Genomic DNA, 14,955 nt, shown 5'->3' with positions numbered 1-14,955 from the left:
ACTTATGATAATATTTCCACACTACCACCAATTGAAGTTACAGATTTTTTTGCAGTTTCTGATACAAAATCAACATGAAATACACATCTCTCGTTTAGCTTACCTTTATTAAGAAGTTTGATTTTATCTTTAATAGACTTTATAAAACCTAATTTATATAGCATTTCCTTATCTATAACAGAGCTTTTTTCTATTTTTCCAGCCTCTATTAAGCGCTGAACATCACCAACGTTAATTATAGAACATACATTTTCATGTATAGGGTTAAAACCCCTTTTAGGTAAACGTGTATATATAGACTGTTGTCCACCTTCAAACCCATTTATAGAAATACCGCTTCTAGATTTCTGCCCCTTATGCCCCCTACCAGATGTTTTACCTTTACCACAACCGATACCCCTACCTAGTAACTTAGGCTTCTTTTTTTTCGATAATTTAGTAAATATAGAGCTTAACTTTATAGCATTATCCATACATTACCTATTCCCGACTATCTCGCTAATCTTTTTACCTCTTTTACTTGCTACTTGACGAGGAGATAATATATTATCAAAAGCTTTAAACACTGCACATATAACATTATGAGGATTATTCGATCTAGTAGATTTAGCTACTACATCTTTTATGCCCAACACCTCAAAAACCGACCTAATCGCCCCTCCAGCAATAATACCTGTTCCAGCTCTAGCTGCTCTTAAAACCATTTCACCAGAGCAAAATTTAGCTTTAATATCATGATGCAAAGTTCTACCTTCACGCAAGTACACTCTAACCATAGATTTTTTTGCAGCATTTACAGCTTTTATTCTTGCTTCAGCAACCTCCGCATGTTTACCCATTCCACACCCCACTCTACCCCTCTCATCTCCAACAACAACCAAAATTGAAAATGAGAAACGTCTACCACCTTTGGTAACCGTCGTTACTCTCCTCATCGAAACTAAAAGCTCTGACCAATCATTATTATTTTGCAAATTCTTTACAGCCATATTAAAAACCTTCTAAAATTTAAATCCAGAGCTTCGTAAAGCTTCAGCAAATTGAGAAACTAATCCTGTATATTTATATGCTCCACGATCAAATACCAATTCTTGTTCTAATTTCATATTAGATAGACGTTCAATCATTAAAGAAGAAACTTGCCTTATAGCTCCAGTATTGACCTTCCCCTCACATACATCCTTGATTTTAGCGTCCAAGGTAGAAGCAGAAGTTAGAGTTACTCCTTTTTCATCATTAATTAACTGAGCATAAAAATGCCTATTAGATTTAAATATAGATATACGTAAACGCTTAATACCACCTTTAAGCTTCTTTCTATTACGTAATTTCCTTTTTTCAGGATTACTTAAAAAATTATATAACCTTCTCATCTTAATTACTTCCTTTTACTCACAACTTTACGCAACATAAATTTGCCTTTTATTATAATACCTTTACCTTTATAAGGATCGTATTTTCTAATCTTGCACACATCAGATGCTATCGCATGGACTTTTTGCTTATCCATGCCACTAATCACCAAGTAAGTTGGTTTTATACACTTAATCTCAATATCTTTAGGCACTTTATACTTAACATTATGGCTATAACCAAGATACAAAGTCAAATACTTACCATCACACTCTGCTTTATATCCAACACCATTAATCTCAAGATCAACAGAAAAATCATTAATCATACCACTAATAATATTGTTAGCATTACTTCTATACGTACCCCATATAGATTTTATTCCACCGTAACTATCTTTGCTTTGATCAATAGAAAATATCAACTGATTACCAATAACCTGACACACAATATCACTACACAGCTTAAGTTCTTTTTCTGCTTTAGCACTTTTTATTAATATCTTGCCATCATTACATTCAACTAAAACACCAGCAGGAATATTAATAGGTGCAGCACCTATACGAGACATAAATTTCTCCTATTACTTAAAACACACGACACAAAATCTCTCCACCAACCTTTAACTTATGTGCATCATAATCAGTCATTACCCCTTTGGACGTAGATATAATAAAAATACCAAGCCCATTATACGCTTTAGAAATATCCTTATATTTAGAATAACAACGACACCCAGGCTTCGATATTCTAACTATATCACTAATTACAGGTGATCTTTCATAATACTTCAATTTTACAATAAAAGATGATAAATCACCTACAACCTCTTTCTGGTAATCAAGAATATACCCCTCATCCTTTAATATCTTCAATATAGAAAAATTCACCTTAGAAAATAAAACTCTTGTCGTCTTATGCATCGCCAATTGAGCATTACGTATCCTTGTTAAAAAATCACCAACACTATCAGATAATGCCACAATACACTCCCTATATTATATCTACCAACTAGACTTTGTAACTCCTGGAATTTTTCCAAAAGAACACAAATCACGTAAAACAATTCTACATAAACCAAATTTTCTATACACCCCTCTTGGTCTTCCAGTTAAAGCACATCTATTTCTAATTCTAATCTTAGAAGAATCCCTAGGTAATTCTTTAATTAACTTATTTTGAGCTGCAAATCTCTCGCTAATAGTCATATTCTTATTATTTATTATAGACTTCAATCTTTCTCTTTTTCCTCTATATTGATCACATAATTTTATCCTACGAAGATTTCTCTGTATCACAGATTTTTTTGCCATATACTTCTTCTCTTAAATTAATCAAAAAAGGGAAATTTAAAAGCTAGCAATAATTCCTTTGCTTCCTTATCACTAGCCGCACTTGTTACAATATTGATGTCCATACCTCTAATTTTACTTATTTTATTATAATCTATTTCCAAAAATGAGATATGCTCCTTTATACCAAAAGATAAATTACCATTACCATCAAATTGGTTCACACTAAATCCTCTAAAATCTTTTTCTCTCGGTAAAGCAACATATATTAACCTTTCCAAAAATTCATACATTTTATCTCTACGTAAAGTTACTTTACAACCTACTATGGCACCTTTCCTTATCTTGAAACCAGAAATAGACTTCTTCGCAAACGTTGATACAGGTTTTTGCCCTGCAATTAAATATAAATCATCAAGTGGTTCATTTATTGCTTTACTATCTGTAGCAGCATCTCCAATACCCATATTAATACACACCTTGACAAGCTTAGGCACTTGCATTATATTGTCATAGCTGAATTTATTCTTTAAGGATTTTACTACACTATCTCTGTACAATTCTTTAAACATACTAACCTAGTCTATTACTTCCCCAGAAACTTTTGCAAAACGTACCTTTTTACCATCTATAATCTTAAATCCCACTCTGGTTGGAGCTTTATATTTAGGGTCCAATATTGCAATGTTAGATATATCAATAGCCAATTCTTTATTTACTATACTACCACTACCACCAGCTTTTGGCTTAGCATGTTTCTTGCACAGATTTACTCCAGAAATAACTGCCTTTTTTTTAGCACTACATGTTACAATTTTGATTACTTTACCAATTTTACCTCTATCTCTACCAGTTAAAACTATAACGTCATCACCACTTCTTATTTTTGCACTCACTACAAAACCTCAACAGCTAATGACATTATCTTCATAAAAAAACCAGAAGGTAACTTCTTTATCGGGCCAAATACTCGAGTACCAAGTGGTTCACCTTGATCATTAACCAAAACTACAGCATTACTAGAAAAACAGATTACAGAATTATCAGATTTTCTAATACGATTCTTTACCCTAACAATAACCGCCCTATACACTTTCCCCTTTTCAACTTTCCCCTTTGGGTTAACTGACCTAGTAGATACAATAATTGTATTACCTATAGATGCAGATTTTCTACCACCTAATAAACCAACGCAGATGACTTCACGCGCACCAGAATTATCAGCTACTTCTAATAATGTATTCTTTTGAATCATATAAATAACTTATTCCACTCGAATAATAATCCATTTTTTAGTAGCAGAAATTGGCCTATGCTCTTGTATAAAAACCTTATCCCCTTGTTTGCAGCTATTATTTTCATCATGCGCTGTGTACTTCTTATACCTTTTTATAACTTTCCTGTACAGTTTATTTTTATACACACGTAATACTGAAACCTTCACAGTTTTATTACACTCAGCTTTAGTTATAACACCACAAAAAACCTTCTTAGGCATTCTTTTCCTCTATCCTTCTTTCATTTAACACAGTTAAAATACGAGCTATACTCTTCCTTATCAAGCTAAAACGAGAAATATTATTACACTGCCCTAACTTTTTTTGAAAAATCAAATTAACAAACTCCTTTCTCAAATTCACAAGAATTTCATGTAATTCTTGTGAGGATTTTGATCTAATATCAGCTATATCCACTATAAACCCCACTTAACTATAATTAGATATAAATTTACATTTTACAGGAAGCTTAGCTATTGCCTTCTCAAGCGCCAACTTTGCTAAATGCATGGGGACATCATTACTAATCTCAAATAATACCCTACCAGGCTTAGCTTTAAATACCCAAAATTCAACATTACCCTTTCCCTTACCCATTCGCACATCTGTTGGCTTTTTACTAACAGGGATATCAGGAAAAATTCTCACCCATATTTTGCCAGAACGTTTCAATGTTCTAGATATCACACGCCTTACAGTCTCAATATGCTTAGACTGAACTCTACCTGCTTCTATAGTTTTTAAGCCATAATTTCCAAAAGAAAGTGTGTTACCACCTTTTGTATTACCCTTAATCCGTCCTTTAAACACCTTTCTATATTTACTCTTCTTGGGTACAAACATTTTAATACACCTTAATTAACAATATAAACCCAAACCTTAACTCCTATAATACCATATATAGTCTTCGCTTCACAAAAAGCATAATCTATATTAGCACGCAAAGTATGCAATGGCAAACGACCTTCTTTATACCATTCAGTACGAGCTATCTCAGCTCCACCAAGACGCCCAGAACAACCTACTTTAATGCCACCACCTCCCATTCTTAAACAACTTTGAATAGCCTTTTTCATTGCCCTTCTAAATGAAACCCTTTTTTCTAACTGCTGTGCAATGCTATTTGATATCAAAGCTGCATCTATCTCAGGCCTTTTAACCCCCATTACATTCACTTCCACACTGTTTTTCACTCTTTCAGCTATTTTTTGTTTCACCTTTTCAATATCCAAGCCTTTTTTACCTATGACTACCCCAGGTCTAGAAGAATGTATCGTTACAGACACCAAATCAACTTTGCGCTCTATAATTATTTTAGAAAGACCGGCATGTTTAAAAGACTCATTTATGTAACTGCGAATAGATAAGTCCTGATGCAATTTCTCCCTGTAATCTTTACCAGCATACCAAATAGAATCCCAGGTATTAGCATTTATTTTTAACCTGAATCCTATAGGATTAACCTTTTGCCCCATATTTTACACTTTCTTTACTAATTTTTACTCTTACAAATCATACTATTTGCCCTAATTTTATAGTTATATTACTATAATGCTTACTAACTCTACTAGCTCTACCCATAGCTTTTGGATATACTCTACGTAAAGTAAATGACTTACCTATTAAAATCTCTTTTATATACAAATTATCAATATCCAATCCATAATTATATTGAGCATTGGCAATTGCAGAATTTAATACCTTTCCTATAAGGCCAGCAGCCTTTTTTTCACAAAATCTTAATTGCACAGCAGCAAAAGAAACTTTTTTACTACGCACTAAATCAGCAACCAAATTTAATTTGCGAGGAGTAGATTTTAAAATTCTAGAACTAGCTTTAATTATTACATCCATGCTCTTCATATCAATTATCTTCTTGTCGCCTTTTTATCACCACTATGCCCAGCAAATTTACGAGTAGGTGAAAACTCACCAAACTTATGGCCTATCATATTCTGATCATTAATACTGACAGGGATGTAATCCTTACCATTATAAACAGCAAATTTTAAACCCAAACAATTAGGGAGAATTACAGAAGCCCTAGAATGAATTTTTATTACCTTATTAATAGAGCCTTGCTTTAAAGCTCTGTTTACCAACCTTAGCACAGAAGGATGACAAAAAGGTGGTTTCCATGCAGATCTACTCATAAACTAACCTTTCAATTTCTTTATATACTTATCACTAAACTTATTTTTCTTCCGAGTTTTTTTTCCTTTTGTTGCAATACCCCAAGGAGTAACAGGATGGCGCCCACCAGAAGTCTTTCCTTCTCCGCCACCGTGAGGATGATCTACAGGATTCATAGCAACTCCACGAACAGTAGGTCTAATCCCCAGCCACCTACTCCTTCCAGCTTTACCTAATTTTCTATTTTTACGATCAGGATTAGATACTACACCAATAGTAGCTTTACAAGAAGATAAAATTAGCCTAATTTGACCAGACCTTAACCGCAATAAAACATAATTACCATCACGACCAACAATTTGCGCATAACAACCAGCAGCTCGAGCAATCACAGCACCGTTACCTGGCTTTAGCTCAATACCATGAACAAAAGAACCAACAGGTATATACCTCAATGGTAAACAATTACCTGGCAATATATCAACATCATTTCCTGATATCACAACATCACCAGGCTTTACGTCTTGTGGAGCTAATATGTAAGACTTGATATCATCATTTTTATACGACACCAATGCTAAAAATCCACTTCTATTTGGATCATACTCTATCCTTTCAATTACACCCTGATCACTTCTATTGCGTTTGAAATCTATAATCCTATACTTCTTTTTATGACCACCACCCTTATGACAAGTTGTTATCCTACCATTATTATTCCTTCCACCACTAGATTTCTTACCAAACACAAGGGACTTTTCTGGCTTGCTTTTTGATAAACCTACCTTGCTTATTAATACAGTTCCACGAGATGATGGAGTGATAGGATTAAGAAATTTTATACCCATATTAAACACTCATTATATCCAACTTTTGACCATTCATCAAGGAAAAATATACTTTCTTTTTTTGTTTTTCATAACCAATTACACCCCTAAAGCGCCTATACTTAGGCTTAACTCTAATAACGTTTATAGAAGAAACTTTAACATTAAATAGAGATTCTATTGTTAATTTTATTTTAAATTTATTCACATTCAAAAAAACATATAAAGAATATTTATTAAATTTCTCCCTTAAAAAGGAAGCCTTTTCTGTAATTATAGGACACTTTATTATATTATCATATTTAATCATAATAATCTACCTTCAAGATACCTTAAAGCATCATTTGTTAACATTATGCATTCATGATTTAATATATCAAAAACATTCAACCCGATAGGCTTGATCAAGTTTACATAGTGCAGATTTTTAACAGCACGTAGCAAATTATCTCCATAATCGCCAACTATTAAAAAGGAAGAAAATTTAAAATTTTGAATATATTGACACACTTCAGACGTTTTCCTTACATCAATACTTAAACTATCAAGAATAACTATTTGATTATTTAAATATTTAAAAGATAAAGCAACTTTTAAACCAAATTTACGTACTTTTTTATTAAGAGAATAAGCATGATTCCTAACAACAGGACCGAAAATAACTCCACCACCTCTAAACTGAGGAGATCGCAAGCTTCCTTGTCTTGCCCTACCAGTACGTTTTTGACTATAAGGCTTGGCTGTTGTACCAGAAACATCACTAATGCCTTTTGCTTTATGAGTACCAGCCCTTCTCTTTGCTAATTGCCATTTAACTATATCATGCAAAATACTCAATTTTTGCTTAACAGAAAATATTAAAGGATTAAGCTGGATAGTACCTACATCATTATTAGATAAATTCACTAATTTATGCTCCATAACTAACTTACCAAAGTACTAACATTATTATCACTTGCATTTAATAGCAGACCTACCGGGAAAGGAACATTTTTATGTAAAGGCTTTTTAATTGCATCTCTAACAAAAATATAAGAATTTCTGAATCCAGGAACATTATTGCCCTTTACAACAATTATACTATTTTCATGATCAATAGATAATATTCTCATATTCTGCACAGTCACTCTTTTATCACCTAAATGACCGGCCATTTTCTTTCCTTTAAATACTCTACCAGGGTCCTGACATTGACCAGTAGAACCTTGTGATCTATGAGCAATGGAAACACCATGAGATGCCCTGAGTCCACAAAAATTATGTCGCTTCATTACACCAGCAAATCCCTTACCTATAGAATAACTCGTAATATCAAGATATTGACCAACCACAAAATGATTAACACCAACTCTTTTACCACATTCTATCCCAGAAAGATCACTTAATCTACTCTCATACAATTTACATCTATTACGTATTCCCATTTTCTTTAAATATTCTAATTGTGGTTTTGCAATATTTTTAAAGTCCCCAGCACCCAAAATAACCGAATTATAGCCACACTTATCTTGCCTTTTTACATCAACAATATAAGTTTCACTGAGATGCAGTAAAGTCACAGCTACACGACCACTATTAGAATATATAGCAGTATGACCGATATTCGTCATTAACAAACCAATTCTTCTTAGCAAATTTATTCTCTTCATTTCTCTTTTTTAAACTTGATTTTCTTAATCTTTAAATAAATTTCTACTCCAGGAGGAGGAGGAGGAAAGAAAGATGAATCTCCAAGCATCTGCATCATAGCAGGGGTAAGACCATGTAAAACAATTAGCCGCCCAGAAGTTCTCTGTTCAAATTGCTCACGAGATTTTTTATCAACATGAGGAGATCTATTAAAATCAAATTTAGAATTCCTTCTTCGCAACGCCACTGGACCTGACAACTCTGCACCAGAATGCTTAAACTTATCTTTAAATCCATGAACAAATTCCTTAACATACTTCTCTAATTTTAAACAATCAAAAGCTCTACTTATAATATATGCAACTTGCTCCACTTCAGCCACTGTACTTACTCCAAAATTTCAGAAACAATACCATAATCAACAGTTCTACCTCCTTCTCTTATTACAAAGCGCAACCTCTTATTCATTGCTATCGACATTTACAATTCTATCTCTACACTTACATTACTCCAGACATTGCTATCTCTTTCCCTTCTATCAACCTTATACTTCCCATTACATCTGTCGTCCTTAAATAAGATTGTATCTGATAATTCATAAAAAATGGTGTATACCTCCCCACCTCTCCTTTCTTTAATACGTAAACTTCTGCCTTGAATTTCCTGTGCTGCATTATTGTTCTTAGTTTTGCTAATATTTGCCCTCTCTCTACTTCCTCTCTCTTTGTTCCTCTCAGCAATATCCTCACATTTAATCCTGCACTTCCTTTTTTTAACAATTTTTTAAACACTTTCACATTAGTGAATGTCGTCTTCTGTACAGCTTTCAGACCTATTATTTCTCTTTTTTTTATTCTCTCAGTTACTACTATTCTACGTCCTGATATCAAAAATACATCTTCAATTAGCAATAAGAATGGTAAATTCACAATCCTTGATGAAATTTTTACATACTCATCTAACTTTTCTATCAATTTAGAGACTAATTTCTTCCCATACTCACCATCCTTCTCTAATGTTTTTAATACAGATTCCATTATCACTGAAAATTCATATTTACTCAGCAATTGCTTCACTCCCATCTTCACCAAACTTATCATATCATTATCAGATACATCAGCTTTATTTATATATACCACAATATACCCAACACCAACTTGCCTCGCCAGTAATATATACTCTCTCATTTGCAGCATAGGCCCATCAACTTCCGACACTATCAACATCGCCGTACTCACTATCATAATGAGCCCAAGGCAATCAATATGTGCCATTACAATCGTAATTCTTCTTTTCCTCTCTTCTAGTACCTTATTTATTTGATCGTACTCTATAAAATTTTCATAATACTTTATTATCGCTGCTGTTAACATTATCTTTCCATGACCCACACGTCCTATCATCCCTACATTAACAGGCGTCCTCCCAAAAGCTTCCACTACTTGCGCTGTAGTTTCTACTGCTATCGTCATAATTGTGTTGCCATTAATTATACTTTAACTCATTGACTACATACTGTGGCACTTGTTCATAATAAGAAAAATGCATACTATATTGAGCTCTTCCTTGAGATATAGAACGCAAAGCATTTATATAACCAAACATATTTGCAAGAGGTACTAAAGCAAGAATTATAGTGCTATTATTATGCGTCTCTGTACTTGAAATTTGCCCCCTCCTACTATTTACATCACCCATAATATCGCCCATATATTCTTCAGGTGTAATAATCTCAACTTTCATTATAGGCTCTAACATTTTCGGACCAGCTTCACTTGCCATTTCTTTAAAAGCACCCTTAGCAGCCAACTCAAAAGCCAAAGGACTTGAATCAACCTCGTGAAAAGCACCATCAATAAGAGTAGCCTTAAAATCAATAACTGGAAAGCCAGAAATTATACCCCCTTCTTTTACCAATTCCAGAGCATTTTGCACACTGGGAATATATTCTTTTGGAATTGCACCACCTACAATTTTACTTTCAAATTGAAATCCAGAACCAGGCTCAAGAGGTTCAAACAAAATCTTTACTTTAGCAAATTGACCAGCACCGCCTGATTGCTTTTTATGCATGTAATCAATTTCAACAGATTTAGTAATAGTTTCGCGATATGCAACTTGAGGAGCACCAATATTGACATCAACGTTAAATTCACGTTTTATTCTATCAGTAACGATTTCAAGATGCAATTCGCCCATACCTTTCAATATCGTCTGACCACTTTCCGCATTCACTGACATTTTCAAAGAAGGATCTTCTGCAGCCAATTTGCTTAAAGCAATACACAATTTCTCCTGATCTGAAATAGTTCTAGGTTCTATAGCAATTTCAATAACAGGCTCAGGAAATTCCATACGTTCTAATAATATAGGAAAATCAGATGAACATAAAGTATCACCAGTGATTGTTTTCTTCAATCCCACTAAAGCAACTATATCTCCAACTTCAGCTTCATTTATATCTTCTCTATTATTCGCATGCATAAGCAACATTCTACCAATTCCCTCAATTTCATTTTTGCCAGCATTTAACACAGTAGATTTAGATTTTAACTTACCAGAATAAATACGAATAAATGTTAAGCTACCCACAAATTTATCTGTCATCACTTTAAATGCAAGAGCAACAAATTTTTCTTTTTCTGAAGGTTTAACCTTAATCTTCTTTCCCGAATCCCTTGGATCAATTCCAACAATTTCATCAAAATCAGCAGGAGAAGGCAAGAAATCAACTATACCGTCTAAAAGTGGTTGTATGCCCTTATTTTTTAACGCCGATCCACATAATACAGGAACAAATGCTCCTTTAATAGTTCCACTTCTCACACATCTTTTTAGCAAATCTACTGGCAAGTCATTAGATTCAAAGTAAGTATTCATCGCTTCATCATCCATATCAGCAGCAGCATCTAACAAAAGATTTCGATACTCTTGAGCCTTGTCAAATAAATCAAAAGGAATATCTTTATAAGAAAATTTAGCGCCTAATGTCTCATCTTCCCATATAATGATTTTCATGGAAATTAGATCAATTATACCATTAAAATCTTTTTCACTTCCTATTGGCAGTTGAATAATTAAAGGCACTGCTCCAAGCTTACTCTTTATCATATTAACACATCGATAAAAATCTGCTCCTATTCTATCCATTTTATTAACAAAACAGATACGAGGAACATTATATCTATCAGCTTGACGCCAAACAGTTTCAGATTGAGGTTCAACTCCTGCAACTCCATCAAATACAGCAACCGCACCATCCAAGACTCTTAAAGACCTTTCAACTTCAATAGTAAAATCAACATGCCCTGGAGTATCTATTATATTGATTCTATAATTATTCCAAAAACAAGTTGTTGCAGCAGACGTGATTGTAATACCACGTTCTTTTTCTTGCTCCATCCAATCCATAGAAGCTGCACCATCATGCACTTCACCAATTCTATTTTGCTTACCAGTATAAAATAAAATACGCTCTGTTGTAGTAGTCTTACCAGCATCTATATGAGCCATTATACCTATGTTTCTGTATTTAGATATACCAATTTTCATATTATTATCAATTAGCTAACATTAAAAACGAAGATGAGAAAAAGCCTTATTAGCTTCAGCCATTTTATATTTTTCTTCACACATCTTAAATGCACCACCACGTTTATTATATGCATCCAATATTTCAGAGCACAAACACTTAAAAAACCCCTTTCCACTTTTTTTTCTCGTAGCAGAAGCTGATTTAACAATCCATCTCAACGCCAAAGAAATAGCTCTATCTTTTCTAACTTCAACAGGCACTTGATAAGTTGCACCGCCAATACGACGGGAACGCACTTCTATAGAAGGCGTAACATTTTCCACTGCTATTTCAAAAATTGACACTCCACTTCTACTCACCTCTTTTTCAGCTGAAGATAAAGCATTATAGACAATTTTTTCTGCAATTGACTTTTTACCACATTTCATGATTACATTAATGAGACGCATCAGCAAAACATTACCGTAACGCGAATCAGGACTTATTTTTCTCTTCTTTGCTTTATTCCGACGAGACATAAAATTTTAACCAGATTTCTTTACACCATATTTTGAACGAGCCTTTTTGCGATTTTGCACACCACGCAGATCAAAAGCACCTCTTATTATGTGATAACGTACACCTGGTAAATCTTTAACTCGTCCACCACGTATCAAAACAACAGAGTGTTCTTGTAAATTATGACCTTCACCAGGTATATAAGCTGTCACTTCACCATACCCACTAACTCTTACTCTAGCTACTTTACGTAGTGCTGAATTAGGCTTTCTAGGAGTTGTAGTATACACTTTAGTGCAAACACCTCTTCTTTGAGGGTTGCTTTTCCCCAAAGCTGGCACCTTCTTCTTACAGGACAATTTCAATCTGCCTTTACGTACCAATTGATTTATCGTAGGCATATATTAAAAACCCAAGCTCATTAAATAACTTAAGTTCTAGTTATAAAATAATAAACCTCAATAGTCAATATAAAAATAAACATTACTATTCTAATAATTTAAGCTCACTAAACTCTCAATAACAACGATTTCTTATGTAATTATTATTTAAGAAAAAACTCAGCGTATAATCAAAAAAAAAAAGAACCTACTCAGATAACAGAGTTATATATAGATAAACCATGTTGTAAATCTATATCCTCACTTTTTTTTCAACTTGTTTTACAAAAGATGTCTCTAATTTACTAGCACGCTGAAGTAGCTTAGCAATTTCACACACAACAGTAGTAACTGCAATTAAGAACATTTTCAATAACACATCCAGATCTTCTCTAATTACCTTTTCATCACGTATACGAGCTTATCTTCCATTATTACCAACAGTTTTTCCCCTTGCTCTTCTTCTCGGATCTATTCTATGAGCAATAACTGAAAACAACACCCTCCTTAAATTAAAGACTTCATTCGTTTCTTTATTTCATGAACATCTCTATTATTCGCTGCCTCATATCCATAATTTAAATGCTTAACATTTATTAGCTCTTTTGTTACTGAGCAAACACATTACTTAATACTTCCTTCATACATTTGCTTTCTCCACTTTTTCATGATTCTTTAATTATAGGCTCTGATTTATCACAAGCACACTGTGCAATCTCAAATTCTGCATCAATATCCTCAGATGCCACCTGATTATACTAAAATTCTATAAACTTATCTATACTTCGCTTTATTTGCATAGTCCTTTCCAACTATCCAGATCATCTATTCCTTCATCAACTTGATTCAAAACGTCCAAGCAAAGGCTTTTAAATAGTTTGAACATACTGTACTATATCTTTCTCTTCGTATTGCTCTTTTTGATCTAGATGACCTTCATTTTTAGATTCTCTTCTATCATCATTATTTTTTTACTATTATTATTTCCTTTTTCAAAAAGATAATCATCATTCATAGATTAGTTAAAATTTTCACTAGCTATATCATATATAATAAAGATTAAACTAACATTAACGAAAGGTGTTTACAACTTCAGCGCTAGCTAGAATTACACTGAATTAGCCAAAAACAGCGAAATTATGATACCTCTCATATGGTTTAACTGAACATCTGAGCCAACCTTAGAATCAGAAAGAAAATACTGAAGAAAGTGTGAAATACGCATATGTTGCAAAAAAAACTAAATGCTGTAATCGCAGCAAAAAGTATAGTATAATAGCCGTAACAAAAATATGTTGCATCTCAAGAACAGCACTAACTGCATTAAATCAGAATCAATCTGAGCAAACTGGAGTATGGACACAAGAAAAAGCCTAATATCATCACTAAAGAAATGATACCAATTTTTATTGGTAGTGGGTCAAATAAGTGACATTTATATTATAAATTTTATTACGCAAAATGTTCTGTTTTACATACAATTAAAAAGTCTCTCAATTAAGAAAGACCTTAAATGAGCATAGTAATAGTTATATAATCCTGATATTTTTAGATACTTTTGAGTTTTTTAACCTATTTCAACTAGCACAATCCATGCAAAAAACTTTCTCGCATTCCTAAATATTGTGAATAAGTGTTAACATTAAGCGTAAATAAGCTGAAACTCTTTCTACTTTTAGGATTAACTGCACTTTAGTTTCATTAATTTTTTAAACTCTTCATTGTTTACCATTACCTTGTTCATTGTGAATCAGTCTTGGCGCAATATACGAAAGCTTCATTTTTTGCATATCACAGCATACTATAGACTTGTTGACATTTAAATCAAATTTTTCCTGGACTCTTATTCTCATTTCTTTAACGTTAGAATTTCCTTGCATCTATACTCCAACTTATTCAAATTAATTCTGATTCAAATTTAGTTTTTTACAATATTAAGAGCCAAGCAAACAATTTATCCATACAGTTACAGCTGTTATACTATGCTTCTTTTTTGCCACAATTACAGCATTTTCCCCCTCTTCTAAACTT

Annotated in this window: 25 protein-coding genes and 1 pseudogene; 1 reads left to right on the top strand and 25 read right to left on the bottom strand. The window is 33.1% G+C overall.

Annotation, left to right across the window (positions count from 1 at the left end; genetic code table 11):
• Nucleotides 1-2 precede the first annotated feature (2 nt).
• The 24 genes and pseudogenes from rplO to rpsL form a co-directional block, all read right to left on the bottom strand.
• Nucleotides 3-473: a 50S ribosomal protein L15 gene (rplO, locus tag GOY07_RS01190; RefSeq protein ID WP_175837587.1), complete on the bottom strand. Its 471-nt coding sequence runs from the start codon at nucleotides 471-473 to the stop codon at nucleotides 3-5.
• A 3-nt stretch (nucleotides 474-476) separates the two neighbouring features.
• Nucleotides 477-989 (bottom strand): 30S ribosomal protein S5, encoded by a 513-nt coding sequence (rpsE, locus tag GOY07_RS01185; RefSeq protein ID WP_175837585.1) that lies wholly within the window; start codon nucleotides 987-989, stop codon nucleotides 477-479.
• A 12-nt stretch (nucleotides 990-1,001) separates the two neighbouring features.
• Nucleotides 1,002-1,373 carry a 50S ribosomal protein L18 gene (rplR, locus tag GOY07_RS01180; RefSeq protein ID WP_175837583.1) on the bottom strand — a complete coding sequence of 124 codons (372 nt, stop codon included), beginning with the start codon at nucleotides 1,371-1,373 and terminating at the stop codon, nucleotides 1,002-1,004.
• Between the two features lie 5 nt (nucleotides 1,374-1,378).
• A complete protein-coding gene (gene rplF / locus GOY07_RS01175; protein ID WP_175837582.1) occupies nucleotides 1,379-1,924 on the bottom strand; it encodes a 50S ribosomal protein L6 in 546 nt (181 codons plus the stop codon).
• A 16-nt stretch (nucleotides 1,925-1,940) separates the two neighbouring features.
• Nucleotides 1,941-2,336 carry a 30S ribosomal protein S8 gene (rpsH, locus tag GOY07_RS01170; protein WP_175837580.1) on the bottom strand — a complete coding sequence of 132 codons (396 nt, stop codon included), beginning with the start codon at nucleotides 2,334-2,336 and terminating at the stop codon, nucleotides 1,941-1,943.
• A gap of 21 nt (nucleotides 2,337-2,357) precedes the next feature.
• On the bottom strand, nucleotides 2,358-2,666 hold the full coding sequence (rpsN, locus tag GOY07_RS01165) for a 30S ribosomal protein S14 (protein ID WP_175837578.1): 309 nt from the start codon (nucleotides 2,664-2,666) through the stop codon (nucleotides 2,358-2,360).
• A gap of 17 nt (nucleotides 2,667-2,683) precedes the next feature.
• A complete protein-coding gene (rplE, locus tag GOY07_RS01160; RefSeq protein ID WP_175837576.1) occupies nucleotides 2,684-3,217 on the bottom strand; it encodes a 50S ribosomal protein L5 in 534 nt (177 codons plus the stop codon).
• 6 nt (nucleotides 3,218-3,223) lie between these two features.
• Complete coding sequence (gene rplX, locus GOY07_RS01155; protein WP_175837574.1) at nucleotides 3,224-3,541, bottom strand: 50S ribosomal protein L24; 318 nt, start codon at nucleotides 3,539-3,541, stop codon at nucleotides 3,224-3,226.
• Nucleotides 3,541-3,900, bottom strand: a complete 360-nt coding sequence (rplN, locus tag GOY07_RS01150) for a 50S ribosomal protein L14 (protein WP_175837572.1) — start codon at nucleotides 3,898-3,900, stop codon at nucleotides 3,541-3,543. The genes rplX and rplN overlap by 1 nt, the downstream gene beginning before the upstream one ends.
• Before the next feature lie 9 nt (nucleotides 3,901-3,909).
• Complete coding sequence (gene rpsQ / locus GOY07_RS01145; RefSeq protein WP_175837570.1) at nucleotides 3,910-4,143, bottom strand: 30S ribosomal protein S17; 234 nt, start codon at nucleotides 4,141-4,143, stop codon at nucleotides 3,910-3,912.
• On the bottom strand, nucleotides 4,136-4,339 hold the full coding sequence (gene rpmC / locus GOY07_RS01140) for a 50S ribosomal protein L29 (RefSeq protein ID WP_175837568.1): 204 nt from the start codon (nucleotides 4,337-4,339) through the stop codon (nucleotides 4,136-4,138). The genes rpsQ and rpmC overlap by 8 nt, the downstream gene beginning before the upstream one ends.
• A 12-nt stretch (nucleotides 4,340-4,351) precedes the next feature.
• On the bottom strand, nucleotides 4,352-4,765 hold the full coding sequence (gene rplP, locus GOY07_RS01135; protein WP_175837567.1) for a 50S ribosomal protein L16: 414 nt from the start codon (nucleotides 4,763-4,765) through the stop codon (nucleotides 4,352-4,354).
• 11 nt (nucleotides 4,766-4,776) lie between these two features.
• Complete coding sequence (gene rpsC, locus GOY07_RS01130) at nucleotides 4,777-5,397, bottom strand: 30S ribosomal protein S3 (RefSeq protein WP_175837565.1); 621 nt, start codon at nucleotides 5,395-5,397, stop codon at nucleotides 4,777-4,779.
• 37 nt (nucleotides 5,398-5,434) lie between these two features.
• Complete coding sequence (gene rplV / locus GOY07_RS01125) at nucleotides 5,435-5,785, bottom strand: 50S ribosomal protein L22 (RefSeq protein WP_175837563.1); 351 nt, start codon at nucleotides 5,783-5,785, stop codon at nucleotides 5,435-5,437.
• Between the two features lie 5 nt (nucleotides 5,786-5,790).
• The gene (rpsS, locus tag GOY07_RS01120; protein ID WP_175837561.1) at nucleotides 5,791-6,075 is read right to left on the bottom strand and encodes a 30S ribosomal protein S19; all 285 of its coding nucleotides are present in this window, start codon (nucleotides 6,073-6,075) and stop codon (nucleotides 5,791-5,793) included.
• A gap of 3 nt (nucleotides 6,076-6,078) precedes the next feature.
• Nucleotides 6,079-6,903 (bottom strand): 50S ribosomal protein L2, encoded by an 825-nt coding sequence (rplB, locus tag GOY07_RS01115; protein WP_175837559.1) that lies wholly within the window; start codon nucleotides 6,901-6,903, stop codon nucleotides 6,079-6,081.
• 1 nt (nucleotide 6,904) lies between these two features.
• Nucleotides 6,905-7,192, bottom strand: a complete 288-nt coding sequence (locus GOY07_RS01110) for a 50S ribosomal protein L23 (RefSeq protein ID WP_175837558.1) — start codon at nucleotides 7,190-7,192, stop codon at nucleotides 6,905-6,907.
• Nucleotides 7,189-7,803 carry a 50S ribosomal protein L4 gene (gene rplD / locus GOY07_RS01105; RefSeq protein WP_175837556.1) on the bottom strand — a complete coding sequence of 205 codons (615 nt, stop codon included), beginning with the start codon at nucleotides 7,801-7,803 and terminating at the stop codon, nucleotides 7,189-7,191. Before rplD ends, GOY07_RS01110 begins: the two co-directional genes overlap by 4 nt.
• A gap of 2 nt (nucleotides 7,804-7,805) precedes the next feature.
• Nucleotides 7,806-8,531 carry a 50S ribosomal protein L3 gene (gene rplC, locus GOY07_RS01100; RefSeq protein WP_175837554.1) on the bottom strand — a complete coding sequence of 242 codons (726 nt, stop codon included), beginning with the start codon at nucleotides 8,529-8,531 and terminating at the stop codon, nucleotides 7,806-7,808.
• Nucleotides 8,528-8,884, bottom strand: coding sequence for a 30S ribosomal protein S10 (gene rpsJ, locus GOY07_RS01095; protein WP_175838483.1), 357 nt, complete (start codon nucleotides 8,882-8,884; stop codon nucleotides 8,528-8,530). The genes rplC and rpsJ overlap by 4 nt, the downstream gene beginning before the upstream one ends.
• 14 nt (nucleotides 8,885-8,898) lie before the next feature.
• Nucleotides 8,899-9,983 (bottom strand): annotated as a pseudogene (locus GOY07_RS01090) (EF-Tu C-terminal domain-related protein).
• A 13-nt stretch (nucleotides 9,984-9,996) separates the two neighbouring features.
• Nucleotides 9,997-12,063 carry an elongation factor G gene (gene fusA, locus GOY07_RS01085; RefSeq protein WP_175837552.1) on the bottom strand — a complete coding sequence of 689 codons (2,067 nt, stop codon included), beginning with the start codon at nucleotides 12,061-12,063 and terminating at the stop codon, nucleotides 9,997-9,999.
• Nucleotides 12,064-12,084: 21 nt separating this feature from the next.
• Nucleotides 12,085-12,564, bottom strand: a complete 480-nt coding sequence (gene rpsG / locus GOY07_RS01080; RefSeq protein ID WP_175837550.1) for a 30S ribosomal protein S7 — start codon at nucleotides 12,562-12,564, stop codon at nucleotides 12,085-12,087.
• Between the two features lie 6 nt (nucleotides 12,565-12,570).
• Nucleotides 12,571-12,945 (bottom strand): 30S ribosomal protein S12, encoded by a 375-nt coding sequence (gene rpsL / locus GOY07_RS01075; RefSeq protein WP_175837548.1) that lies wholly within the window; start codon nucleotides 12,943-12,945, stop codon nucleotides 12,571-12,573.
• 1,191 nt (nucleotides 12,946-14,136) lie between these two features.
• Here rpsL and GOY07_RS01065 point away from each other — a divergent pair.
• Nucleotides 14,137-14,301, top strand: a complete 165-nt coding sequence (locus tag GOY07_RS01065) for a hypothetical protein (RefSeq protein WP_175837546.1) — start codon at nucleotides 14,137-14,139, stop codon at nucleotides 14,299-14,301.
• 341 nt (nucleotides 14,302-14,642) lie between these two features.
• Here the strand turns inward: GOY07_RS01065 and GOY07_RS04505 are convergent, their stop codons facing one another.
• Nucleotides 14,643-14,777: a hypothetical protein gene (locus GOY07_RS04505; RefSeq protein WP_256359458.1), complete on the bottom strand. Its 135-nt coding sequence runs from the start codon at nucleotides 14,775-14,777 to the stop codon at nucleotides 14,643-14,645.
• Nucleotides 14,778-14,955: the final 178 nt, after the last annotated feature.

Origin of the sequence: Wolbachia endosymbiont of Litomosoides sigmodontis, assembly GCF_013365435.1 — a bacterium.
In the GTDB taxonomy this organism is placed as follows: domain Bacteria; phylum Pseudomonadota; class Alphaproteobacteria; order Rickettsiales; family Anaplasmataceae; genus Wolbachia.
The sequence above is the reverse complement of the archived record's forward strand: the minus strand, read 5'-3'. Positions and strand labels throughout refer to the sequence as shown.

Bases quoted from the DNA above. Each gene is read 5' to 3' on its own strand.
- GOY07_RS01110 (WP_175837558.1), bottom strand. From the start codon at position 7,192: ATGATTAAATATGATAATATAATAAAGTGTCCTATAATTACAGAAAAG.
- rpsS (WP_175837561.1), bottom strand. From the start codon at position 6,075: ATGAGTAGATCTGCATGGAAACCACCTTTTTGTCATCCTTCTGTGCTA.
- rplF (WP_175837582.1), bottom strand. From the start codon at position 1,924: ATGTCTCGTATAGGTGCTGCACCTATTAATATTCCTGCTGGTGTTTTA.
- rpsL (WP_175837548.1), bottom strand. From the start codon at position 12,945: ATGCCTACGATAAATCAATTGGTACGTAAAGGCAGATTGAAATTGTCC.
- rpsC (WP_175837565.1), bottom strand. From the start codon at position 5,397: ATGGGGCAAAAGGTTAATCCTATAGGATTCAGGTTAAAAATAAATGCT.
- rplR (WP_175837583.1), bottom strand. From the start codon at position 1,373: ATGAGAAGGTTATATAATTTTTTAAGTAATCCTGAAAAAAGGAAATTA.
- rplN (WP_175837572.1), bottom strand. From the start codon at position 3,900: ATGATTCAAAAGAATACATTATTAGAAGTAGCTGATAATTCTGGTGCG.
- rplD (WP_175837556.1), bottom strand. From the start codon at position 7,803: ATGGAGCATAAATTAGTGAATTTATCTAATAATGATGTAGGTACTATC.
- rplV (WP_175837563.1), bottom strand. From the start codon at position 5,785: ATGAAGAGCATGGATGTAATAATTAAAGCTAGTTCTAGAATTTTAAAA.
- fusA (WP_175837552.1), bottom strand. From the start codon at position 12,063: ATGAAAATTGGTATATCTAAATACAGAAACATAGGTATAATGGCTCAT.
- rplC (WP_175837554.1), bottom strand. From the start codon at position 8,531: ATGAAGAGAATAAATTTGCTAAGAAGAATTGGTTTGTTAATGACGAAT.
- rpsN (WP_175837578.1), bottom strand. From the start codon at position 2,666: ATGGCAAAAAAATCTGTGATACAGAGAAATCTTCGTAGGATAAAATTA.
- rpsG (WP_175837550.1), bottom strand. From the start codon at position 12,564: ATGTCTCGTCGGAATAAAGCAAAGAAGAGAAAAATAAGTCCTGATTCG.
- rplE (WP_175837576.1), bottom strand. From the start codon at position 3,217: ATGTTTAAAGAATTGTACAGAGATAGTGTAGTAAAATCCTTAAAGAAT.
- rplO (WP_175837587.1), bottom strand. From the start codon at position 473: ATGGATAATGCTATAAAGTTAAGCTCTATATTTACTAAATTATCGAAA.
- GOY07_RS04505 (WP_256359458.1), bottom strand. From the start codon at position 14,777: ATGAGAATAAGAGTCCAGGAAAAATTTGATTTAAATGTCAACAAGTCT.
- rpsE (WP_175837585.1), bottom strand. From the start codon at position 989: ATGGCTGTAAAGAATTTGCAAAATAATAATGATTGGTCAGAGCTTTTA.
- rplB (WP_175837559.1), bottom strand. From the start codon at position 6,903: ATGGGTATAAAATTTCTTAATCCTATCACTCCATCATCTCGTGGAACT.
- rplP (WP_175837567.1), bottom strand. From the start codon at position 4,765: ATGTTTGTACCCAAGAAGAGTAAATATAGAAAGGTGTTTAAAGGACGG.
- rpsQ (WP_175837570.1), bottom strand. From the start codon at position 4,143: ATGCCTAAGAAGGTTTTTTGTGGTGTTATAACTAAAGCTGAGTGTAAT.